This window comes from Pseudomonas sp. PSPC2-3 (assembly GCF_049898265.1).
Classification (GTDB): Bacteria; Pseudomonadota; Gammaproteobacteria; order Pseudomonadales; family Pseudomonadaceae; genus Aquipseudomonas; species Aquipseudomonas veronii.
This window is the reverse complement of record NZ_JAFCXJ010000001.1, coordinates 200,961-223,223: the sequence shown is the minus strand read 5'-3', so window position 1 is coordinate 223,223 and position 22,263 is coordinate 200,961. Positions and strand designations below refer to the sequence as shown.

The 22,263-nt window shown below is 63.3% G+C and carries 21 protein-coding genes and 1 pseudogene; 19 read left to right on the top strand and 3 right to left on the bottom strand.

The genetic code is table 11. The annotated features are described in order from the left end of the window. Positions 1 to 113: 113 nt before the first annotated feature. The 16 genes and pseudogenes from ACP7E3_RS00995 (at position 114) to madM (ending at position 16,381) form a co-directional block, all read left to right on the top strand. Positions 114 to 5,933, top strand: a complete 5,820-nt coding sequence (locus ACP7E3_RS00995; RefSeq protein ID WP_108524877.1) for an Hpt domain-containing protein — start codon at positions 114 to 116, stop codon at positions 5,931 to 5,933. Beyond that, positions 5,926 to 6,381: a chemotaxis protein CheW gene (locus ACP7E3_RS00990; RefSeq protein WP_017844993.1), complete on the top strand. Its 456-nt coding sequence runs from the start codon at positions 5,926 to 5,928 to the stop codon at positions 6,379 to 6,381. The genes ACP7E3_RS00995 and ACP7E3_RS00990 overlap by 8 nt, the downstream gene beginning before the upstream one ends. 380 nt (positions 6,382 to 6,761) lie before the next feature. Beyond that, a complete protein-coding gene (locus ACP7E3_RS00985; RefSeq protein ID WP_426122119.1) occupies positions 6,762 to 7,145 on the top strand; it encodes a polymorphic toxin type 44 domain-containing protein in 384 nt (127 codons plus the stop codon). After that, on the top strand, positions 7,123 to 7,542 hold the full coding sequence (locus ACP7E3_RS00980) for a hypothetical protein (RefSeq protein WP_046381766.1): 420 nt from the start codon (positions 7,123 to 7,125) through the stop codon (positions 7,540 to 7,542). The genes ACP7E3_RS00985 and ACP7E3_RS00980 overlap by 23 nt, the downstream gene beginning before the upstream one ends. Before the next feature lie 56 nt (positions 7,543 to 7,598). Next, positions 7,599 to 7,700 (top strand): annotated as a pseudogene (locus ACP7E3_RS00975) (DUF6124 family protein); the annotation flags it as partial. A gap of 499 nt (positions 7,701 to 8,199) precedes the next feature. Then, complete coding sequence (locus tag ACP7E3_RS00970; protein WP_126585143.1) at positions 8,200 to 8,640, top strand: group II truncated hemoglobin; 441 nt, start codon at positions 8,200 to 8,202, stop codon at positions 8,638 to 8,640. Positions 8,641 to 8,683: 43 nt separating this feature from the next. Further along, positions 8,684 to 9,064 (top strand): rhodanese-like domain-containing protein, encoded by a 381-nt coding sequence (locus ACP7E3_RS00965; protein ID WP_426122328.1) that lies wholly within the window; start codon positions 8,684 to 8,686, stop codon positions 9,062 to 9,064. A gap of 164 nt (positions 9,065 to 9,228) precedes the next feature. Next, positions 9,229 to 10,899, top strand: a complete 1,671-nt coding sequence (mdcA, locus tag ACP7E3_RS00960; RefSeq protein ID WP_046381767.1) for a malonate decarboxylase subunit alpha — start codon at positions 9,229 to 9,231, stop codon at positions 10,897 to 10,899. After that, positions 10,900 to 11,748 carry a triphosphoribosyl-dephospho-CoA synthase gene (locus ACP7E3_RS00955; RefSeq protein WP_426122118.1) on the top strand — a complete coding sequence of 283 codons (849 nt, stop codon included), beginning with the start codon at positions 10,900 to 10,902 and terminating at the stop codon, positions 11,746 to 11,748. After that, on the top strand, positions 11,748 to 12,047 hold the full coding sequence (locus tag ACP7E3_RS00950; protein WP_046381769.1) for a malonate decarboxylase subunit delta: 300 nt from the start codon (positions 11,748 to 11,750) through the stop codon (positions 12,045 to 12,047). The genes ACP7E3_RS00955 and ACP7E3_RS00950 overlap by 1 nt, the downstream gene beginning before the upstream one ends. Then, on the top strand, positions 12,040 to 12,882 hold the full coding sequence (locus ACP7E3_RS00945) for a biotin-independent malonate decarboxylase subunit beta (protein ID WP_426122117.1): 843 nt from the start codon (positions 12,040 to 12,042) through the stop codon (positions 12,880 to 12,882). Before ACP7E3_RS00950 ends, ACP7E3_RS00945 begins: the two co-directional genes overlap by 8 nt. Further along, positions 12,879 to 13,649, top strand: coding sequence for a biotin-independent malonate decarboxylase subunit gamma (gene mdcE, locus ACP7E3_RS00940; protein ID WP_232566077.1), 771 nt, complete (start codon positions 12,879 to 12,881; stop codon positions 13,647 to 13,649). Before ACP7E3_RS00945 ends, mdcE begins: the two co-directional genes overlap by 4 nt. Next, positions 13,643 to 14,239 (top strand): malonate decarboxylase holo-ACP synthase, encoded by a 597-nt coding sequence (locus tag ACP7E3_RS00935; RefSeq protein WP_275958134.1) that lies wholly within the window; start codon positions 13,643 to 13,645, stop codon positions 14,237 to 14,239. The genes mdcE and ACP7E3_RS00935 overlap by 7 nt, the downstream gene beginning before the upstream one ends. After that, complete coding sequence (gene mdcH / locus ACP7E3_RS00930; RefSeq protein WP_426122116.1) at positions 14,236 to 15,135, top strand: malonate decarboxylase subunit epsilon; 900 nt, start codon at positions 14,236 to 14,238, stop codon at positions 15,133 to 15,135. The genes ACP7E3_RS00935 and mdcH overlap by 4 nt, the downstream gene beginning before the upstream one ends. A 66-nt stretch (positions 15,136 to 15,201) precedes the next feature. Then, the gene (gene madL / locus ACP7E3_RS00925; protein WP_017844982.1) at positions 15,202 to 15,615 is read left to right on the top strand and encodes a malonate transporter subunit MadL; all 414 of its coding nucleotides are present in this window, start codon (positions 15,202 to 15,204) and stop codon (positions 15,613 to 15,615) included. 1 nt (position 15,616) lies between these two features. Then, positions 15,617 to 16,381, top strand: a complete 765-nt coding sequence (madM, locus tag ACP7E3_RS00920) for a malonate transporter subunit MadM (RefSeq protein ID WP_017844981.1) — start codon at positions 15,617 to 15,619, stop codon at positions 16,379 to 16,381. A 106-nt stretch (positions 16,382 to 16,487) separates the two neighbouring features. Here madM and ACP7E3_RS00915 read toward each other — a convergent pair whose 3' ends face one another. Next, positions 16,488 to 17,408 (bottom strand): LysR family transcriptional regulator, encoded by a 921-nt coding sequence (locus tag ACP7E3_RS00915; protein WP_017844980.1) that lies wholly within the window; start codon positions 17,406 to 17,408, stop codon positions 16,488 to 16,490. A gap of 144 nt (positions 17,409 to 17,552) precedes the next feature. On the opposite strand from ACP7E3_RS00915, the gene trhA reads away from it, so the two are divergent. Beyond that, on the top strand, positions 17,553 to 18,170 hold the full coding sequence (gene trhA, locus ACP7E3_RS00910) for a PAQR family membrane homeostasis protein TrhA (protein WP_017844979.1): 618 nt from the start codon (positions 17,553 to 17,555) through the stop codon (positions 18,168 to 18,170). 141 nt (positions 18,171 to 18,311) lie between these two features. Here trhA and ACP7E3_RS00905 read toward each other — a convergent pair whose 3' ends face one another. Further along, positions 18,312 to 19,214: a LysR family transcriptional regulator gene (locus tag ACP7E3_RS00905; RefSeq protein WP_057003947.1), complete on the bottom strand. Its 903-nt coding sequence runs from the start codon at positions 19,212 to 19,214 to the stop codon at positions 18,312 to 18,314. A gap of 107 nt (positions 19,215 to 19,321) precedes the next feature. Here ACP7E3_RS00905 and ACP7E3_RS00900 point away from each other — a divergent pair, with 107 nt between their 5' ends. Together ACP7E3_RS00900 and ACP7E3_RS00895 are read left to right on the top strand one after the other, a co-directional pair. Then, positions 19,322 to 20,563: a D-amino acid dehydrogenase gene (locus ACP7E3_RS00900; RefSeq protein ID WP_193058829.1), complete on the top strand. Its 1,242-nt coding sequence runs from the start codon at positions 19,322 to 19,324 to the stop codon at positions 20,561 to 20,563. 27 nt (positions 20,564 to 20,590) lie between these two features. Then, positions 20,591 to 21,493: a transporter substrate-binding domain-containing protein gene (locus ACP7E3_RS00895; RefSeq protein ID WP_426122115.1), complete on the top strand. Its 903-nt coding sequence runs from the start codon at positions 20,591 to 20,593 to the stop codon at positions 21,491 to 21,493. Between the two features lie 18 nt (positions 21,494 to 21,511). Here ACP7E3_RS00895 and ACP7E3_RS00890 read toward each other — a convergent pair whose 3' ends face one another. Next, positions 21,512 to 22,231, bottom strand: a complete 720-nt coding sequence (locus ACP7E3_RS00890; protein WP_017844975.1) for a 16S rRNA (uracil(1498)-N(3))-methyltransferase — start codon at positions 22,229 to 22,231, stop codon at positions 21,512 to 21,514. Between the last annotated feature and the right edge of the window lie 32 nt (positions 22,232 to 22,263).

The following is a 22,263-nucleotide window of genomic DNA, read 5'->3' as shown; positions in this document are numbered from 1 at the left end:
GTCAATGAATCAGGTGACTGATACACCGTCATCGGGAGCAAGCCCCCTCCACATGTGATCTCGCTCTTTGTTTCAAGAACACCAGCAACTCATGAATTCTAAGCGGAGCAGTTATGGTTGATCGGCACGACTACGTGGCCCTCGAATGGGTCAAGGGCGACATTGCCGAAACCCTGAAACAGGCCCGTTCGGCGCTGGACGCGTTTGTCGAAACCACCGACAACGACACCCTCGGCGACTGCCTGGCGTGCATCCATCAAGTGCATGGCGCTTTGCAAATGGTCGAGTTCTACGGCGCGGCGCTGCTCGCCGAAGAAATCGAAGCCCTGGCTCTGGCCCTGCAGGCCGGGCGCGTCAGCCAGCGCGATGAAAGCATCCGCCTGCTACAACAAGCCCTCGGCCAATTGCCGCTGTACCTGGACCGCATCCACAGCGCGCGCCGCGACTTGCCGCTGGTGGTGTTGCCGCTGCTCAACGACCTGCGCAGTGCGCGCGGCGAAAGCCTGTTGTCCGAAACCAGCCTGTTCAGCCCGCAACTGCTGTCGATTGCGCCGTTGTCCGAAGAAACGCTGGCGCAACGCGCGCCGCCGGACCTGAACGAGCAGGTGCGCCAGTGGCACTTGCTGCTGCAACAAGCCCTGGCCGGGTTGCTGCGCGAAGATCACGGCCCGAGCAACCTGGAAGACATGGCGCGGGTCTTCGCCCGCCTCGAAGCGCTGTGCCAGGGCGCGCCGCTGTTGCCGCTGTGGCAAGTCACCTCGGCGCTGGTCGAGGGCATGTTGACCGGCGTGATCGCCAACAGCCCGGCGCTGCGCAGCCTGCTCAAGGCCAGCGACAAGCAACTCAAGCGCCTGCTCGTCCAGGGCATTGGCGGCATCAACCAGCCGGCGCCAGATGAACTGCTCAAGAGCCTGCTGTTCTACGTCGCCAAAGTCACCCGGCCAACGCCGCGCATGCAAAGCCTGAAAGAACGCTACGGCCTCGATGAAGCCTTGCCCGACAGCGCCGTGGTCGATGCCGAACGGGCGCGCCTGGCCGGGCCGGACCGCAATGCGATGGGCTCGGTGCTCGGCGCGTTGTGCGAGGAGCTGGTGCGGGTCAAGGAACGCCTCGACCTGTTCGTGCGCAGCGACCGTCAACACACCAGCGACCTCGATGCGCTGTTGGCGCCGCTGCGGCAAATCGCCGATACCCTCGCGGTGCTGGGCTTTGGCCAGCCGCGCAAAGTCATCATCGACCAGCTTGCGGTGGTGTTGAGCCTGGCCCAGGGCCAGCGCGAACCCAACGATGCGGTGCTGATGGATGTCGCCGGCGCGTTGCTCTACGTCGAAGCCACGCTGGCCGGGATGGCGGGCACGGTCGAGCCGGAAAACCGCGAAGAAAGCCGCCTGCCCACCACCGACCTGACGCAGATTCATCAGTTGGTGATCCGCGAGTCCTGCCAGTGCCTCAAGCAAGCCAAAGAGCTGGTGATCGACTGCATCGACGCCCAGTGGGAGCGCCAGCGCCTGGAGTCCCTGCCGGAGCTGTTGAGCCAGGTGCGCGGCGCCCTGGCGATGATTCCACTGCCACGCGCAGCGAGCCTGATGCGCGGTTGCACCGATTACGTCGATGAACAACTGATGATCAACGACGCAGTGCCGTCCGCAGAGCAGTTGGAGCATTTCGCCGACGTGATCAGCGGCCTGGAGTATTACCTGGAACGCATGCTCCAAGACCCCGACGCCGCTGGCGAACGGGTGCTGGAGCTGGCCACCCGGGGCCTGGCCGCGCTGGGTTACCTGCCTGCCGAAAAGCCCTGGCGCCAGGCGCTGGTGGCGCCGGATGGCGCGCTGTCGAGCGAGAGCACGCCGAGCCAGTCCCAGTTCGACGCGCTGGCCAATCCCGCTTCGCGCTTGAACCCGCCCGCCCTGCAACGCCCCGGCAGCCTGCTGCCACCGCCGGCCGGTGAAGAGCCGATCGACGACGAACTGCGTGAAGTGTTCCTCGAAGAGACCGCCGAAGTCCTCGAGGTGCTGCACCACCATCTACCGAGCGGCGTCGATAAAACCGCCCTCGGCGAAATGCGCCGAGCCTTCCACACCCTCAAAGGCAGCGGCCGCATGGTGCGGGCCCTGGTGCTGGCGGAACTGGCCTGGGCCGTCGAGAACCTGCTCAACCGCGTGCTGGAGCGCAGCGTGGCCGCCGGCCCCGAGGTGCAACAGGTGCTGGATGAAGCAGTGGCCCTGCTGCCGGAACTGATCGCCGACTTCGCCGCCGGTGCCCAGCGCCAGCGGGACGCGGTCGATGCCCTGGCCGCGCGCGCCCACGCGTTGGCCAGCGGCACTGCTGTGGCGGCTGCCGAACCCCATGACCCGATGCTGCTGGAGATCTTCCGCAACGAAGTCCAGAGCCACCTCGACAGCCTCAACCATTTCCTGCGCCAGGCCGCCGAGCATGTGCCGCTGCAAGTCAGCGATGAGCTGCAACGCGCCTTGCACACCCTCAAAGGCAGCGCCTACATGGCCGGCGTGCTGCCGATCGCCGAACTGGCGCGCCCGCTCGATCACCTGACCCGCGAGTACAAGGCCCACCGCCTGCCGTTGGACCTGGATGAAGTGGAACTGCTGCTGGAGGCCGAGGGCCTGTTCCAACGGGGCTTGCGCCAGTTGAACGGCGACCCGCTGATGCCGATCCAAGGGGCCGCCGACCTGATCGGTCGCACCCAAAGCCTGCTCGATCAGCAGCTTCAAGCCCAGCTCGAAGCGCCGAGCACCGGGCTGCGGATCAAGCGTGATCCGCAGTTGATCAACAACTTCCTGGCCCAGGGCATGGACATCCTGCTCGACGCCGAAAGCCTGCTGCGCCGCTGGCAACAACACCCCGGCGAACGCCAGGAACTGACTGCGCTGCTGGATGAATTGACCACCCTGGGGCAGGGCGCGCACCTCGCCGACCTGCACGCCATCGACGAACTGTGCGAAGCCCTGCTCGACCTTTACGGCGCCGTGGAAGAAAGCAGCCTGGCGGTCAGCGAGCGGTTTTTCCAGGAGGCCGAACAGGCCCACGAAGCGCTGATCAACATGCTCGACGAACTGGCCGCCGGCCAGGAAATCAGCCCGGCCCCGACGCGCATGCAAGCCTTGCGCGAGCTGCTGGATGGCGCCCTCGATCCGTCCGCCACCGGCCTGATCAAAAGCGACGGCAGCCGTGCGCTGAGCATCTCCGAACTGGGCGCCGCGACGGCCCGCCTGGATCGGCACGCGGTGGTAGATGATGAGATCGTCGAGATCTTCCTCGAAGAAGCCGTGGATATCCTCGACAGCGCCGGGCAATCCCTCAAGCGCTGGTTGCTGGAACCCGAGGGCGTAGCGCCGTTGACCTCGTTGCAGCGCGATATGCACACCCTCAAGGGCGGCGCGCGCATGGCCGAAATCGGGCCGGTCGGCGACCTTGCCTACGAGCTGGAAGGCCTTTACGAAGGCCTGGCGGACCGCCGCTACAGCTATTCCGGCGAGCTGTCCCAGGTACTGATGTCCAGTCATGAGCACTTGGCGTTGCAGTTGGACCAGTTGCAAGAGCATCAGGCGCTGAGCGATTCCAGTGAGTTGATCGCCAAAGTCCGGGCGTTGCGCCACAGCGGCCCGCCCGCAGCGCCGGCCGCGGCCGCGCATACCTTGGGCATCGACCCTGAATTGCTGGATATCTTCCTCGAAGAAGCTGCCGACATTCTCGACAGCTCGGGCGCGGCGTTGCTGCGCTGGCAGGCTGAGCCCCATAACCGCCAGGAAGTCGAAACCCTGCTGCGCGACCTGCACACCCTCAAGGGCGGTGCGCGCATGGTCGAGATCGGCCCGATCGGCGACTTGGCCCATGAGCTGGAGTTTCTCTACGAAGGCTTGTCCTCCGGTTTGCTCGTGGCGTCCTCTGAGTTGTTCGCCTTGCTGCAAGGTTGTCACGACCGCCTGGCGCAGATGATCGATGCGGTGGCGGCGGGCTTGCCGGTGGGCTCGGTGGACAAACTCATTGAGCGCATCAAGAGCCTGGTCCACCCCAGCGATGAGCCGGTGGCGGCGGTGGCGTTGGTGACGGGCAAGGCCGAAGCGGCTGTCGAACCGACGGCCGACATGGTGAAAATCTCCGCCGACCTGCTGGACGACCTAGTCAACCTGGCCGGTGAAACTTCGATCTTCCGTGGCCGAATCGAACAGCAGGTCAACGACGCGCAGGTTGCCCTCAACGAGGTGGAAACCACCCTCGAGCGCATGCGCGACCAACTGCGTCGGCTCGACAGCGAAACCCAGGGCCGCCTCTTCAGCCGTCAGCAGGCCGAAGCCGAGCGCTTGGACTATGACGAATTCGACCCGCTGGAAATGGACCGTCATTCACAGTTGCAGCAACTGTCCCGGGCGTTGTTCGAGTCTGCCTCCGACTTGCTCGACCTCAAGGAAACCCTCGAACGCCGCAACCAGGATGCCCACGACCTGTTGCAGCAACAGGCGCGCATCAACACCGAATTGCAAGAAGGCCTGATGCGAACGCGCATGGTGCCCTTTGAACGCATGCTGCCGCGCCTCAAGCGCATCGTGCGCCAGGTCGCGCAGGAGTTGGGCAAGGACGTGGAATTCGTGGTCGGCAATGCCGAGGGCGAGATGGACCGCAACGTGCTGGAACGCATGGTCGCGCCGCTGGAACATATGCTGCGCAACGCCGTCGATCACGGCCTGGAGTCCCGCGAGGCGCGGCTGCTGGCCGGCAAGCCCGAGAAGGGCCGCGTCACCCTGGACCTGACCCACGAAGGCGGCGATATCGTCTTCGACCTGCGCGACGACGGTGCCGGCGTGTCTCTCGATGCGGTACGGCGCAAGGCGATCAAGCGCGGCCTGCTCGCCGCTGATCAAGAGATCAGCGACCATGACGTGTTGCAGTTCATCCTGCAGCCGGGGTTCTCCACCGCGGAAAAGATTACCCAGATTTCCGGGCGCGGCGTGGGCATGGACGTGGTGCATGAAGAAGTGCGCCAGCTTGGCGGCTCGATGTTTATCGATTCGATACCGGGGGCGGGCGTGCATTTTCGTATTCGCCTGCCGTTCACCGTGTCGGTCAACCGTGCGCTGATGGTGCAGTGTGCGGACGATCAATACGCGATGCCGCTCAACACCATCGAAGGCCTGGTGCGCGTGTTGCCCCATGAGCTGGAAGGGCACTATCAACTGGACCCGCCGCGTTATGAATACGCCGGCCAGCGCTATGAGCTGTTTTACCTCGGCGACCTGCTGCACACGGTCGCCCGCCCGAAACTGCTGGGCCAGTACCAACCGCTTCCCGTGCTGTTGGTGCAGTACAACGAACGGCACGTGGCGGTGCAGGTGGACAGCATGGCGGGGAGCCGGGAAATCGTGGTCAAGGGCCTGGGGCCGCAGTTTGCCGGGGTGAAGGGGCTCTCCGGGGCGACCATTCTCGGCGATGGCCGCGTGGTCTTGATCATCGACCTGCTCGCCCACATCCGCGCCCGGCAACCGGCCTTGCCGGCGCAGGTGGTGGATGTCCCGCTGCTGCTCAACGCGCCGCTGAAAAAGCGCCCGCTGCTGGTGCTGGTGGTGGACGACTCGGTCACCGTGCGCAAAGTCACCAGCCGCCTGCTCGAGCGCAACGGCATGAACGTCCTCACCGCCAAGGACGGCATCGACGCCATGGCCGTGCTGGAAGAACACACCCCGGACCTGATGCTGCTGGACATCGAAATGCCGCGCATGGACGGTTTCGAAGTGGCCATCCAGGTGCGCAACGACCCACGGCTGATGCGCTTGCCGATCATCATGATCACCTCCCGCACCGGCCAGAAGCACCGCGACCGCGCCATGGCCATCGGCGTCAACGACTACCTCGGCAAGCCGTATCAGGAGTCGGTGCTGCTGGAAAGCATCGCCTATTGGAGCAAGTCCCATGCTTGACCACCGCACCAGCCAACTCACCGGCCTGCTCCTGCCCCTGGCCGACCGCCACCTGGTGCTGCCCAATGTCGCCATCGCTGAACTGATCGACTTCCAGCGCGGCGAACCGGCCAGCGACGCACCGCCCTGGTACCTGCGGCAAGTGACCTGGCGCGACCGGCAATTGCCGCTGATCAGCTTCGAAGCGGCCTGCGGTGAAGCCAGCGTGACCGGCGAGCGCTCGCGCATCGTCGTGCTGAACGCCCTGGGCGGGCGGCCGTCATTGAAGTTCATTGCGATGGTGATCCAGGGGATTCCCCGCTCGTACAAACTCGATAGCCAGTTGAGCTACGTGGATGTGCCGCTGTGCCCGCTGGAACTGGCGGCGGTGCAGGTGGGGGAGCATGTGGCAAAAGTGCCGGATTTGATGGGGTTAGAAGCCCTGCTGGTTGAATCCGGCCTGGCCTGAACATAAGCCTTGCGATGATCCCGATGTGGGAGGGGCTTGCTCCCACACAGGTTGGCGTTGAGCGCACTGATGTCAGAATTGAATGTTGTTTATGTAGGCAAGTTCTTTGCCTGGATTGGACAGGTTTTCTGGCCTGAATGGGACTCCCTTTTGGGGACCGCCATTTAAAAGACACCACCGAACAAATGTGGGAGGGGGCTTGCCCCCGATGGCGGTGTGTCAGTCTCAGTATCTGTAACTGAGCCACTGCCATCGGGGTGAGCCTCTGTCGGAATGGGATGTTGTTTATGTAGGCAATTTCTTTACTTTGATTGGGCAGGTTTTCTGGCCTGAGTGGGATGCTAATTTCAGCACCCCTCACTGCCAACAAGGACCGGCACATGGCCGTACCGTTAATGCCGCCTGGTGTTTCACTTCTAGAAAATATGGCAATAGCCAAATGCAAGCGTGTTCATCTCCAGTCAGGCTCGGCGTTCGCCTACTCCTGGTTTTATTCTCAGGTCAGAGCTGCCGGGCCATGGAACTACAAGAAGCGAGGGCGCCAATACGAGGCTTTTGGTAACTTCAATTACGGTGCAACTGGTACGGTGTTGGGCATTCCTGAGCACGTGTTGCTGCGCGCCGTTGGTGTTGCTCAGACCATCGCAAAAACCACCCATCCGGATTTTGGATCATGGTGGGGAGGTGATCCTTTTGGTGATGACCCGCGAGATCAATATTGGATAAGGAGAGGTATTGAGTATGCGATTTCTCAAGGCCACTGAAGGCTTCATACCGATCCTGCGTAACTGCCTGTTAGTGGTCTGCCTGATTTATATCGCGGGCAGTTGGGTCATGTCGCCCGGGACACCGGATCTGGATGAGGTGGTGTTGAAACATTCCTTGGGCAACGGCACCTCAATCTACGGCGCGCGGGATGGGCAGGGTGGTGCGACGGTGGGCTTTTCCTACAGGTACTACGTTCATAAGGACCTGGGGAGTGATCAGGAAATACTCACAGGGTTGGTGTCGGCTCATCCATTTCTGAAAACCAAAGAACCCGATGTGCAAGTAAGTGAGCATGAGGGCGTGCTTCGGTTGGATATTCAGGGGGGCGTGTATGAGTACAACAGCTACGCCCTCGAAGGTCTTGGAGCGGTCAAGGTGGTGATGGAGTTGTGATGAGTCAGCGTTCGGATTCTTCCTGCAATATTTTGCGCCCTGCATGAACGTGTCGCTCGCAGCGCGCAATCATGCTCGGAATCCAGCAAATGGCGGCTTTGGGGCAGTTGCTGGTCGACAGAGCGCGGGATCAAGTCAGCCCTTCTCCAGCATCTTGAAACGTTCCCAAACAGCGACTGATCACTCCCTTTTGGGGACCGCTATTTAAAAGACATCACCGAACAAATGTGGGAGGGGGCTTGCCCCCGATGGCGGTGTGTCAGTCTCAGTATCTGTAACTGAGCCACTGCCATCGGGGGCGAGCCCCCTCCCACACAGGTTAGCGCTCGTCTTCAGAGCTCAATCAATCCGCTGCTCCCAATGCTCGGCCTGCCACAAGTCGTAGGCGCTCGCCCGCACCCTGACTGCCAACCACTGCCGTCATAGCCGATTGGCAGAAGATGTGACTGCCAACGCATCTGCCATCTTCGTGCTCGAATAGTTAAGTATTTGTTATCAATCAATAAAAAACACATTTCCGCTCTTGGCATGGCGCGTGCTAACTGCCTGGTCATGGCCCGTTGCGATAAACGACGGCGACGTCATCTGCCAATGGCAGTGCTGTGTGACGCATGTGCTTGCGGGCGGGATAAAGTTCCAACATTGAGTGCTGACGATATGACTGAACTATTGAGTACCGTGCATAAGAACAACACCAGTACTTATCTCCAGTTAGGGGGAGAGGTGGGTATCCATAAACTGGTCGACCGCTTTTACGAATTGATGGAGGTGCTGTGCGAGGCGCGAAGAGTGCGCCAGATGCACCCGCCGAGTCTTGCCGGCAGCGCCGACAGTCTATTCAAGTTCCTGAGTGGCTGGCTTGGCGGCCCGCCACTGTTTCAACAGGAACGTGGCCACCCGCGTTTGCGCATGCGACATGCGCCCTTTGCAGTCAGTATTGTCGAGCGCGACGAATGGATGCTGTGCATGCGTCAGGCAATCAACGAGCAGGTGGATGACGCAGTCCTGAATGCGAAGCTGCAACGTATGTTTTCCGAAATGGCCGACCACATGATTAATACCGATGGCAGCCGCGCAGGTGTTGCGGCGCCGCTTTGAACGTCGGTTAACTCTCCCAACTGGACGCTTCCCAAATACCATGATTAAAACTGCCCACGATCTTGTAGTAGACGCTAAAGCCCGTATCGAAGAAGTTGCCATCGAAGACGTTGACCTGGCTATCCAGAATGCGGATGTACTTATTGATGTACGTGAAGCCGACGAGTATGCCGCAGGTCATATCTTGGGCGCTGTGCATGCCTCGCGCGGAATGCTGGAATTTAAACTGTCCAACGATACCGCACTCAGTTCGCGAGACCTTAAGGTCGTGCTGTACTGCAAAACGGGGGGGCGTGCAGCACTCGCGGCTGTATCGCTGCTTGATATGGGCTACCCGCACGTAACATCGATCACCGGAGGGTTCGACGCATGGGTGAGTGCGCAAAAGCCGACGGTGGTTCCGCATTTACCTCGCTTCGAGTAGCGCCGTGGGTTGTTTTGGGGGGCATGTTGCTCCCCATTAGGCTTAACCCCGTGTCTGTCGCTGATTCATTACTCCAGCCGTAACGATCCGCCGCCCAGCTTGATTGATGCCCCTCTGAATCACTCCTAAGGTACAGCCCACGACAGCAAACCCGTGGAGCGACCATGACAACAATAATTACCCCCGACTCGCGCTGGACGCGGCGGCGCGACGAGAAGCAGCGGCGGCTCGGGCTGGTCAAGCAGTATGCGGATGGGGCCGTGCTGCCCAGCGACAAAATCGTTGAGGCCCTCGAAGCCCTGATCCTCCCCGGCGACCGCGTGGTGCTGGAGGGCAATAACCAGAAGCAGGCGGATTTCCTCTCGCGCTCCCTGGCCAAGGCTGACCCGGCCAAGCTCCACGATTTGCACATGATCATGCCCAGTGTCGGCCGGTCCGAGCACCTGGACCTGTTTGAAAAGGGCATCGCGCGCAAGCTCGACTTCTCTTTCGCCGGCACCCAATCCCTGCGCATCAGCCAGTTGCTGGAAGATGGCCTGCTGGAAATCGGCGCGATCCACACCTACATCGAACTCTACGCCCGGCTGGTGGTGGACCTGATCCCCAATGTGGTGCTCTCGGCCGGCTTCATGGCCGACCGCGCCGGTAATATCTACACCGGCGCGAGTACCGAAGACACCCCGGCGCTGATCGAGCCGGCAGCGTTCAGCGATGGCATTGTCATCGTGCAGGTCAATCAGTTGGTGGATGACGTCACCGACTTGCCCCGCGTCGACATCCCGGCCAGTTGGGTCGACTTCGTGGTGGTGGCCGACAAGCCGTTCTACATCGAACCGCTGTTCACCCGTGACCCGCGCCACATCAAGCCGGTGCATGTGCTGATGGCGATGATGGCGATCCGCGGCATCTACGAAAAACACAACGTGCAGTCGCTCAACCACGGCATCGGCTTCAATACCGCCGCCATCGAATTGATCCTGCCCACCTACGGCGAATCCCTGGGCCTGAAGGGCAAGATCTGCCGCAACTGGACCCTCAACCCGCACCCCACGCTGATCCCCGCCATTGAAAGCGGCTGGGTCGAAAGCGTGCATTGCTTTGGCACTGAACTGGGCATGGAACACTACATCGCCGCCCGCCCGGATGTGTTTTTCACCGGCCGCGACGGTTCCATGCGCTCCAACCGCATGTTCTGCCAACTGGCCGGCCAATACGCGGTGGACCTGTTTATCGGCGCCACCCTGCAAGTCGACGGCGACGGGCATTCCTCCACGGTCACCCGCGGGCGCCTCGCCGGTTTCGGCGGCGCACCGAACATGGGCCACGACCCGCGTGGCCGCCGCCATGGCACCCCGGCCTGGCTCGACATGCGTCACGAGGATGCTCCCGAAGCACTCTTGGAGCGCGGCAAAAAGCTCGTGGTGCAAATGGTCGAGACGTTCCAGGAAGGCGGCAAACCGACCTTCGTCAACACCCTAGACGCGGTGGAGGTGGCGCGCAAAAGCGGCATGCCCCTGGCACCGATCATGATCTACGGTGACGACGTCACCCACTTGCTCACCGAAGAAGGCATCGCCTACCTGTACAAGGCGCGCTCCCTGGAAGAGCGCCAGGCGATGATCGCCGCCGTCGCCGGGGTGACCGCCATCGGCATGCGCCATAACCCCAAGGACACCGCGCGCATGCGCCGTGAGGGCCTGATCGCCTGGCCCGAAGACCTCGGCATCCGCCGCACCGACGCCACCCGTGAGTTGTTGGCCGCCAAGAGCGTGGCCGACTTGGTGGAGTGGTCCGGCGGTTTGTACAACCCTCCCGCCAAGTTCAGGAGCTGGTAAATGCGCGCCCTCAAACTGCACCCACTCAGCGTTGCCGAACGCCTGGCGGACCTGGCCGTCGACGCCCTGATCGACGAAGCCGACCTGTCGCCCAAACCGGCCCTGGTGGACCGTCGTGGCAACGGCGCCCACCGCGATTTGCACCTGGGCCTGATGCATGCCTCGGCGCTGTCGCTGTGGCCGATGTTCCTGGCAATGGCCGAAGCCGCCCGCGACATCGGTGAAGTCGGCTTGCCCCTGCGCGAAGCCCTCGGCCGCATCGGTCGTGAGGGTGAACAGACGATGCTCGTCACCACCCTCGGCGTGAACACCCATCGCGGTGCGATCTGGGCCCTCGGCTTACTCACCGCGGCTGCGGCACTGGAATCCCAATCCCTTCACCCGAATGCCGTAACCCTGACAGCGGCAAAACTGGCCCTGCTCGATGATCTCCATGCCCCGCAACCCATGAGCCATGGCGCGCAGGTGGCGCAACGCTACGGCGCACGCGGTGCCCGTGAGGAAGCCCAACTGGGTTTCCCCTCGGTGCTGCAACGCGGCCTGCCGCAACTGCACAAAAGCCGCCAGCAACAGGCCGGTGAACAGAACGCGCGCCTGGATGCGTTGCTCGCGATCATGACCGCCCTGGCCGACACCTGCGTGCTCTACCGCGCCGGCACTGCGGGCCTGCACGCCATGCAACACGGCGCCCAAGCGGTGCTCGACGCAGGCGGCAGCGCGACCCTGGCCGGTCGCCGCCATTTGCACGAACTCGACCAACAGCTGTTGGCCCTGAATGCCTCCCCCGGCGGCGCCGCCGACCTGTTGGCCGCCTGCCTGTTTATCGACCGCCTCGATGGAGCGTTTTGATGGAAACCTTATCCTTTGAATTTCCCGCCGGGCAGCCGCCCAAAGGTCGCGCGCTGGTGGGGTGTGTCGGTTCGGGCGACCTCGAAGTGCTGCTGGAACCGGGCACGCCCGGCATCCTGAGCATTCAGGTACAGACCTCGGTGAATGGCGCCGAACAGCGCTGGCAGCACCTGTTCGAGCGGATCTTCCAGGAGCACACGCCGCCCGCGTTGAACATTGATATCCACGACTTCGGTGCCACGCCCGGCGTGGTGCGCCTGCGCCTGGAACAAGGCTTCGAGGAGATCGGCCATGACTGACTTGCTCAGCAAACACAGCTTCGTCGAACTGGGCGCACGGCAGCGGGCCAAGGCCTTGTTGGACGCAGGTTCTTACCGTGAACTGATCGACCCGTTCGAACGGGTCATGTCGCCCTGGCTCAGCCGTCAGGGCGTGGTGGCCCAGGCCGACGACGGTGTGGTGATCGCCAAAGGCAACATCGCTGGCAAGCCGGTGGTGATCGCCGCGATCGAAGGCAACTTTCAGGGCGGCAGCCTCGGTGAGGTCGGCGGCGCAAAAATCGCCGGAGCCCTTGAACTGGCGGCCGAAGACAACCGCAACGGCATCCCGACCCGCGCCGTGCTGCTGCTGGAAACCGGTGGCGTGCGCCTGCAGGAAGCCAACCTGGGCCTGGCGGCGATTGCCGATATCCACGCCGCGATTGTCGATCTGCGCCAGTATCAGCCGGTGATCGGCGTGGTGGCGGGCAGCGTCGGTTGCTTTGGCGGGATGTCCATCGCCGCCGGGCTGTGCAGCTATCTGCTGGTGACCCGCGAAGCGCGCCTGGGCTTGAACGGTCCGCAGGTGATCGAGCAGGAAGCCGGCCTGGATGAATACGATTCCCGCGACCGGCCCTTTATCTGGAGCCTGACCGGTGGCGAACAACGCTTCAACAGCGGCTTGGCCGACCGTTACGTGGCGGACGATGTCGCGCAGATTCAGCAGACCGTCAGCGCGCTATTGCAGCTCGGCTTGCCCGCTCAACAACGCAGTCGCCGCGCCGACTTCTATCTGGCGCGCCTGGCTGAACTGGACGCCGAACCGCAAATCGACCCGGCGACGGTTCGCGATCTGTATCAGGGAGAACGCTCATGAGAGGCTTGCAGTGGTTCAACGCGTTGAGTGCCGGCGCCCAACCCGTGGAAGGGTTGCCGGACTCGCTGAAAGTCGCCGATGGCGTATTGGGTGAACACAAGGTGCGCTTTATCGCCGTGGTCCCTGACGCGCAAAACCGCTTCCCTCGCGCACGCAATGGCGAAGTCGGCCTGCTCGAAGGCTTTGGGTTGGCCAAAGCCGTGGATGAAGCCATTGCGACCGGCGACCAGCGCCCATTGATCGCCATCGTCGATGTGCCGAGCCAGGCCTATGGCCGTCGCGAAGAAGCCCTCGGCATCCATCAAGCCCTGGCCGCCGCGGTCGACAGCTACGCTCGCGCCCGTCTGGCCGGGCACCCGGTGATCGGGTTGTTGGTGGGCAAGGCCATGTCCGGCGCGTTCCTCGCCCACGGCTACCAGGCCAACCGCCTGATCGCCCTGCGCGACCCCGGCGTGATGGTTCACGCCATGGGCAAGGCCTCGGCGGCGCGGGTGACCCTGCGCAGCGTCGAAGAGCTCGAAGCCCTGGCCGCCAGCGTGCCGCCGATGGCCTATGACATCGACAGCTATGCCAGCCTCGGTTTGCTCTGGGAGACCTTGTCGGTCAGCCAGATTGAACAGCCGACGAAGGACGATGTGGCGCGGGTCAGCGATTGCCTGGTCAGTGCGATCAAGGATGTCGATGGCCGTGATTTGAGCGGTCGCCTGGGTGCGCCCCATCGCGCCGCCTCCAGCCATGTGCGCCAACTGCTGCGGGCGCAATGGTGAACGCCCACGACCTGCTCTGGGGCATGACCCCGGCGCATGTGCCTGCCGATGCGCCGGCCTGGGTGCTGGAGGCGCTCGGTGCCGGGCAGCCGGTGGTGGTCCGCCGCGCCATTGCGCAACCGGGCCAGGTGGCGGTCGGCGTGCGCGGGCGTTTGCGCGAGCAGCGTTTCGCCGCGCAGATGCCGCTGGCGCTGGTACGGCGGCGCGTGACGCCGCAAGCCCTGCGCGAGGTGACATCGCCACGGGATTTGCCGGCATTGCAGGCGCTGGCTCAACTGCGGCCGCTGCTGGCGCAGAAGGATTGGGGCGTCAGCGGCAGTGCGGGTTTTGAATTGGCCACGGGCATCGAAGCGCTGCATGACGCCAGCGATCTGGATTTGATCCTGCACACCCCCGAGCCGCTGGGGCGACGCGACGCCGGGGACTTGCTGGCGATCCTGGACACGGCGGTCTGCGCCGTGGACCTGCAACTGCAAACCCCGTTTGGCGCCGTCGCCTTGCGCGAATGGGCCGGCTCGTCACGTCGCGTATTACTCAAAACCGCCAGCGGCGCGCACCTGGTCATCGATCCCTGGCAGGCGCTGATATGAGCAGCCTGCTGGTGTTTCCGGGGCAGGGCGCGCAACGCCCTGGCATGCTTCGGCATTTGCCCGCGTCGGTGCTGGACGAAGCCAGCGAGGCCTTGGCTGAAGACGTTCGCCAACTCGACTCTGCGCGGGCCTTGGTCAGTACCCGCGCTGTGCAGTTGTGTCTGTTGATTGCGGGTGTGGCCCATGCGCGCCTGTTGGCGCGCACGCCGGATTATGTGGCGGGTTTGTCCATCGGCGCTTACCCGGCGGCGGTGATTGCCGGTGCCCTGGACTTTGCCGACGCCGTCCGGCTGGTCAGCCTGCGTGGCGAACTGATGCAGCAGGCTTATCCACAGGGCTACGGCATGACCGCCCTGATCGGCCCGGATTTATCCACTGTCGAAACCCTGCTGGCCGACATCCATAGTCCCGAAACCCCGGTGTACCTGGCCAATATCAACGCCGACAACCAGACGGTGATCGCCGGCAGCGATGAAGCGATGCAGCGTGTCGCCCAGCGCGTCAAAGGCAACGGCATCGCCAGGCGCCTGGCCGTCAGCGTGCCGTCCCATTGCGCGCTGCTGGAGCGCCCGGCCCAGGTGCTGGCTGAAGCGTTCGTCACGCTCAAGGCTCCGCGCATCAGCTACTTGAGCAGCACCCGGGCGCGGCCGATCCGCGACCCTGCGCAATTGCGCGACGACCTGGCCTTCAACATGTGCCGCGTCGTCGACTGGCGCGGCACCGTGCAAAGCGCCTATGAGCGCGGCGTGCGCCTGCAGATCGAACTGCCCCCCGGTGCCGTTCTCACCGGCTTGTCACGCCGCGTGTTCGAACACGGCACGGTGATCGCCTGCGAAGGTGCGCGCCTGGACACCTTGCAGGCCCTGCTGGAAGAGGAGGAGCGCCGCCACCGATAAAGCACCACCCAAGGCTTTCGAAGCACAACAACAAAAAATCGATCGAGCACTTTGAGGACAACAACAATGATTATTTACGGTGTGGCATTGCTGGCGATCTGCACGCTCGCGGGCGTGATCATGGGCGACATGCTTGGCGTGTTGCTCGGCGTCAAATCCAACGTGGGCGGGGTGGGCATCGCGATGATCCTGCTGATCTGCGCACGGCTGTGGATGCACAAACGCGGCGGCATGACCAAGGATTGCGAAATGGGCGTCGGCTTCTGGGGCGCGATGTACATCCCCGTGGTGGTGGCGATGGCCGCGCAACAAAATGTGGTCACCGCTCTGCACGGCGGCCCCGTCGCGGTGCTCGCGGCGATTGGTTCGGTGGTGGTGTGTGGTTGCACCATCGCGTTGATCAGCCGCACGCACAAGGGCGAACCGCTGCCCGATGAAGAACCGCTGATCACACCGACACCTGTCGTGGGAGGCCGCTGATATGTGGGCTCTCATTGAAAAGGGTTTGGAGCATAACGGCCTGGTCACCGCCTTTGCGTTCGTGGGCGTGGTGATGTGGATTTCTGTGGTGCTGTCCAAGCGTCTGACGTTCGGGCGCGTTCACGGCTCGGCGATTGCCATCGTGATCGGCCTAGTGCTGGCCTGGGTCGGCGGCACCATGACCGGCGGGCAAAAAGGCCTGGCGGATATATCGCTGTTCTCCGGCATCGGCCTGATGGGCGGCGCGATGCTGCGCGACTTCGCCATCGTCGCCACGGCGTTTGAAGTGCAAGCCACCGAAGCGCGCAAGGCCGGGATGATCGGTGTGATTGCGCTGCTGCTGGGCACGATCCTGCCGTTTATCGTCGGTGCAAGCATGGCCTGGGTGTTCGGTTATCGCGATGCGATCAGCATGACCACCATCGGCGCCGGCGCCGTGACCTACATCGTCGGCCCGGTGACCGGTGCGGCGATCGGCGCGACCTCGGATGTGATGGCGCTGTCGATTGCCACTGGCTTGATCAAGGCGATTCTGGTGATGGTCGGCACGCCGGTTGCGGCGCGTTGGATGGGCCTGGATAACCCGCGTTCGGCGATGGTGTTCGGTGGGCTGGCCGGTACGGTGAGTGGCGTGACGGCGGGGCTGGCGGCAACAGATCGGCGCCTGGTGCCGTATGGCGCGCTGACCGCGACGTTCCACACCGGGCTTGGCTGTTTGCTCGGGCCTTCGTTGCTGTACTTCATTGTGCGAGGGTTGGTGGGCTGACTTTGGGGTTTTGCGGTGATTGGGCTGGCGCTATCGGGGGCAAGCCCCCTCCCACATTTGGAGTGCGTTTCAATGTGGGAGGGGGCTTGCCCCCGATGACGGTCTGTCAGGCTGTCACCTGCCGATTGGCATACATCCGACACTCCGCCAACAACGCCAGCAAATTCGGATCACGCTCCTTGGCCTTCAAGAACACCACCCCGATATGCTGCTGCAACCGATACCGGGGTTGCAGCGGTATCAGCTTCACGCGGTTCTCATACACCGCCGCAATCCTTCCTGGCAGCAGCGCATAACCGACCCCCGAACTGACCATGCTCAGCAGGGTGAAGATGTCATTGACCTGCATCGCCACCTTCGGTTCGAACCCCGCTTGCTTGAACACACGGTTGCCGTCCTGGTGGGTGGCGAAGCCTTGGGTGAGGGTGATGAACGTGGCGTCGCGCACGTCGGCCAGGTCGATCTGCTGGTCGCGGTCGAAGGGCGAGTCGGCGGGCGTGGCGAGGAAGATGTCGTCGGAGAACAACGCGATCTGTTCGCAATCGGGGTCGTTGGCGCGTTCGTCGAGGGAGATCAGGATCGCGTCGACTTCCATGTTCTTGAGCTTATACAGCAGGTCGAAGTTGGAGCCGAGGATCAGGTCGATGTTGAGTTCGCTGCGGCGCAGTTTCAGGCCCATGATCAGCTGCGGCACGGTTTTCACCGTCAGCGAATACAGCGAGCCGAGCTTGAAGCGTTCGGCGGAGAAGCCGGCGGCTTCGCGGGTCAGGCGGATGCTGTCGACTGCGTCCTGCACCAGCTTTTGTGCGCGCTCTTCGAGCACGTAGGCGCTTTCCAGCGGGGTGAGGTTGCGGCCTTCATGCTTGAACAGCGGGCAGCGCAGGGCGTTTTCCAGGGAGTGGATGGCGCGGTGTACGCTGACGTTGCTGGTTTGCAGCTCGGCAGCGGCGCGGGCCAGGTTGCCGGTACGCATGAAGGCCAGGAAGATTTCCAGCTTTTTGAGGGTGAACTCTTCGTCGATCAACATGGCCGTGGCTCTTGTTCGAATGCTGCCGATTGTGCGCGCAAAACCGTGCGGCGTCGCCGGAACGTCATAAGGCCCTTGCACTCTGATGCGCAAGGCGGGACGCTTGCCAGCCAGCGGTCAACGGTTACGGGAGGTCAGTGACAGATGTACCACGGGGAACGATTCAACGCCTGGAGCCATTTGCTCGGTGCAGTCGCGGCGTGTGTGGGCGCGGTGTGGATGTTGGTGGTGGCGAGCCTGGACGGCAGCCCCTGGAAGATTGTCAGCGTGGCGATTTATGGGTTTACGTTGATGGTGCTGTACAGCGCGTCGACGGTGTATCACAGCGTGCAGGGGCGGCGAAAAGCGATCATGCAGAAGGTCGATCACTTTTCGATCTACCTGTTGATCGCCGGCAGTTACACGCCGTTTTGCCTGGTCAGTTTAAGAGGGCCGTGGGGCTGGACGTTGTTCGGGATCGTCTGGGGGCTGGCGGTGATCGGCATTCTGCAGGAGATCAAACCGCGTTCCGAAGCACGGGTTCTGTCGATCGTGATCTATGCGGTGATGGGCTGGATCGTGCTGGTGGCGGTCAAGCCGCTGATTGCCGCGCTGGGCACGGCGGGGTTTATCTGGCTGGCGGCGGGCGGGGTGTTGTACACCGTCGGCATCATCTTTTTTGCCCTGGAGGATCGCCTGCGGCATTCCCATGGGATCTGGCATCTGTTTGTGATCGGCGGCAGTTTGCTGCATTTCGTGGCGATCATGCATTACGTGCTCTAACGCACGACGCGGTCTAAAAAATGTGGGAGGGGGCTTGCCCCCGATGGCGGTGTGTCAGTTGGCAAATATGCTGGCTGAACCACCGCCATCGGGGGCAAGCCCCCTCCCACATTGGTTCTTCAGTGGGGTTGAGGGCGCTGACTACAGGCGTTCGAGCAGCTCCCGGGCACGTTCACCGAAGATCTGCAGCAGGTTGGCCAACATGTGCGGCGGCGGTTCGTCGGCGCGGGTCAGGGCGTACAGGGTGATCGGCAGCGGCGGTGTGAGCGTGCGGATGCAGGTGGTCGCCGTCGACGCGCCGAGGGCGGTGAAGGGGTCGATGACGGTCAGGCCGGCGCCGGATTCCACCATCGCGCGAGCCAGGGAGTAGGTCTGCACCGAGAGGCTCACCCGTGGTGGCGGGTCGACTTTCTCCAGGTAACTGTCGAGCTTTGCCGCCAACGGGTCGGCGCTGGACAGGCCAATCAACGGCGCTCCCGCCAGCTCCGCCAAGGGCAGCGGCTGGTGGGTTTGCGCGTCGCTCCAATAACCCTTGGACGCCAGCGCGACCAAGGCTCCGTTGGCCAGCACTTGGGTGGTGAGCCCCGGGTGGCCGGCGAAGTTGAGGGTCAGCGCCAGGTCGATTTCGCGCATCAACAGCTTCTGCACCAACTCGCGGCTATGGTCGCTGGACAGTTCGCAGGCGATGTCCGGGTAAGCGCGTTTCCACTGCAGAATCGCCGGTGGCAGCAACGACAGCGCCAGCGCCGGGATCGCGCCGATCCGCACACTCTGCGCTGGCGACCGGCGCAGACTCTTGGCCAGGCGCCTTACGCCTTGCAGGCTTTCGCTGACTTTCTCGACTTCGCGTTCCAACGCCAGGGCTTCCGGCGTGGGCTGCAATTTGCCGCGCACGCGCAGAAACAGCGGGAAGCCCAGTTGCAACTCGGCGTGCTGCAACACTTTGCTCACCGCCGGTTGCGAGACGTGCAGCAATTGCGCGGCGGCGCTGATGGAGCCGGTCTGGCGGATGGCCTGGAAGATTTCGATATGACGCAAGCGCATGGCGAGTCCATAACCTTTGCTTATAGGTGACCCATCTTTATTCATTGTCGCGGGCCTGTCACCTGCCCCTACGCTTGAGCCGTCTTATTCAACGGCGAGGAGCGGGGATGGCCAGGCAGGTTTGTATCATCGGGGGTGGGGTCATCGGCCTGGCAAGCGCCTACGCGCTGGTGCGCGCCGGGCATGACGTGACGCTGATCGACGCGCGCGACACCCTGGGCAGCGAAACCAGTTTCGCCAACGGTGGGCAGTTGTCGTATCGCTACGTTGCGCCGCTGGCCGATGCCGGGGTGCCGCTGCAAGCGCTTGGCTGGCTGCTGCGCGGTGATTCGCCATTGAAGCTGCGCCCGCGCCTCGACCCGCAGCAATGGCGCTGGATGGCGGCGTTCCTCGGCGCCTGCCGTGGCTCGGTGAACCGGCGCAATGCCGCCCACCTGCTGCGCCTGGCGAGCCTGAGCCAGGCCACCTTGGAGCAGTGGCGCGAGGATGATCGCCTGGACGGCTTCGACTGGCGGCGCAACGGCAAGCTGGTGACGTTTCGCAACGCCGACACCTTCGAGCATGCGCGCCGCAAGGTCACGGATATCCTGCAACAGCAGGTGCTGTCGGCGGCCGATTGCACCCGCCTGGAGCCGGCGCTGGCGAGCGGTGGTTTTGTCGGTGGGATCTACACGCCGAACGAGGAAGTGGCCGATTGTCACGCCTTCTGCCAACGCCTGGCGGCGCGCCTGCAAGCGTCGGGGCATTGCCGCTTCTTGCTGGGGCGCAAGGTCACCGGGATCCGTCACAGCGCCGGTGCGGTGCAGGCCATTGAGTTGGGTGAGGAGGTAATGCCGGTCGAGCAACTGGTCCTCGCCGCCGGGCATCGCAGCGCTGAGTTGGGGTTGCCGGGGCTGGCGCTGCCGCTGTATCCGCTCAAGGGCTACAGCCTGAGCGTGCCGATTGGCGCGCAGCATCGGGCGCCGAATGTGAGCATCACCGACTACGACCGCAAGATCGTGTACGCCCGGATCGGCGAGCAATTGCGGGTGGCGGCGATGGTCGATATCGTCGGTTTCGACGCCGGCCTCGAGCCCAAGCGGCTCGCGTTGATCAGGCGCCAGGCGGTCGAGACATTCCCCTTGGCCGGCGACTACGCCCAGGCGGTCGAATGGGCCGGCATGCGTCCCGCCACGCCGACCGGGGTGCCGCTGATCGGCGCCAGCGCCTATCGCAACCTGTGGCTGAACCTGGGCCACGGCGCGCTCGGTTTTACCCTGGCCTGCGGCAGCGGCCAACTGCTGGCCGAACTGATCGGCCAGCACATGCCATCGATTGATATGCAGGGCCTGGCGCCCCGCGCTGCTTGAATCGTCACACACCAACGGAGAATAACAATGAGAAAAATCCTGTTGATCGGTTGCACCCTGGGGCTTTTGTTCGGCGCGCCGGTTCAGGCGAATGAACCGCCGACAGAGGGCACGTTGAGTAAGATCGCCAGCACCAAGTCCATCACCTTGGGTTATCGCGATGCGTCGGTGCCGTTTTCCTACGTGGGCGACCAGAGCGGCAAGCCCATGGGCTATTCGGTGGACCTGGCCAACAAGATTGTCGAGCGCATCCAGCAGAAAACCGGGGTGGCCAACATTAGCGTGAAGTACAACCTGGTGACTTCCCAGACCCGTATCCCGCTGGTGCAGAACGGCACCGTCGACCTGGAGTGCGGTTCTACCGGGGTGACCGCCGAGCGGCAGAAGCAGGTGGCGTTTTCCTACGGCTTCATCTACGTGAAGGGGCAACTGCTGACGGCGAAAGACAGCGGCATCCAAGGCTTCGCCGACCTCAAGGGCAAGAACGTGGTGACGACCGCCGGCACCACCAACGAACGCTTCCTCAAAAGTTACAACGCCGAGCACAACGGCAACCTGTCGGTGATCAGCGCCAAGGACCACGGCGAAGCCTTCAAGATGCTCGAGACCGGCCGCGCAGCCGCGTTCTATATGGACGATGCGTTGCTCTACGGCGAGCGCGCCAAGGCCAGGGACCCGCATCGCTGGGTGGTGGTGGGCGAGGAGCAGTCGCGGGAAATCTACAGCTGCATGGTGCGCAAGGACGATCCGCAGTTTCTCGCGGTGGTCAACGACACCTTGGGCGATCTGTACCGCACCAGTGAGATCAACGGGATTTACCGGCGCTGGTTTGAACAGCCGATCCCACCGAAGGGCCTGAACCTGGAGTTTCCGATGACCGCCGAGTTGAAGGCGATCTTCGCCACCCCGGTCAGCGACCCGGTGGAATAAACCCGCTCCTCGGGCCGGTCAGAAGTCGCCCCACAGTTGTTGGGCGACGGCCAGCGCGACGACCGGCGCGGTTTCGGTGCGCAACACGCGCGGGCCGAGGCGGGCGGCGTGGAAGCCGGCGTCTTGGGCGGTGTCGACTTCAGGGTCGGTCAAGCCGCCTTCGGGCCCGATCAGGAACGCCAGGCTCGATGGCTTGGCATGGCTGACCATCGGCTCTGCCACCGGGTGCAGCACCAGCTTCAGGTCCGCCTCGGTCTGCTTCAGCCAATCGGCCAGTAGCAGCGGTGGATGAATCACCGGCACCGTCGAGCGCCCGCATTGCTCGCAGGCGCTGATCGCCACCTGGCGCCAGTGCAGCAGGCGTTTGTCGGCGCGTTCGTCCTTGAGGCGCACTTCGCAGCGTTCGCTGAAAATCGGCGTGATGGCGTTGACGCCCAGTTCGGTGGCTTTCTGAATCGCCCAATCCATCCGCTCGCCGCGGGACAGGCCCTGGCCGAGGTGAATGTGCAGCGGCGATTCGGCCTGCCCGGCGAATTGCTCGGTCAGTTGCACGCTGACGTGTTTTTTACCGACCTCCAGCAACGTGCCGCGAAACTCCTGGCCGGAACCGTCGAACAGTTGCACGGCATCGCCTTCGCCCATGCGCAGCACGCGGCTGATGTAGTGCGCCTGGGCTTCAGGCAATTCGTGATCGCCGAGGCTCAGCGGGGTGTCGGTGAAAAAGCGGGACAGTCTCATGTCTGTTCTCTGGAAAAAATACAAAGCTTGAA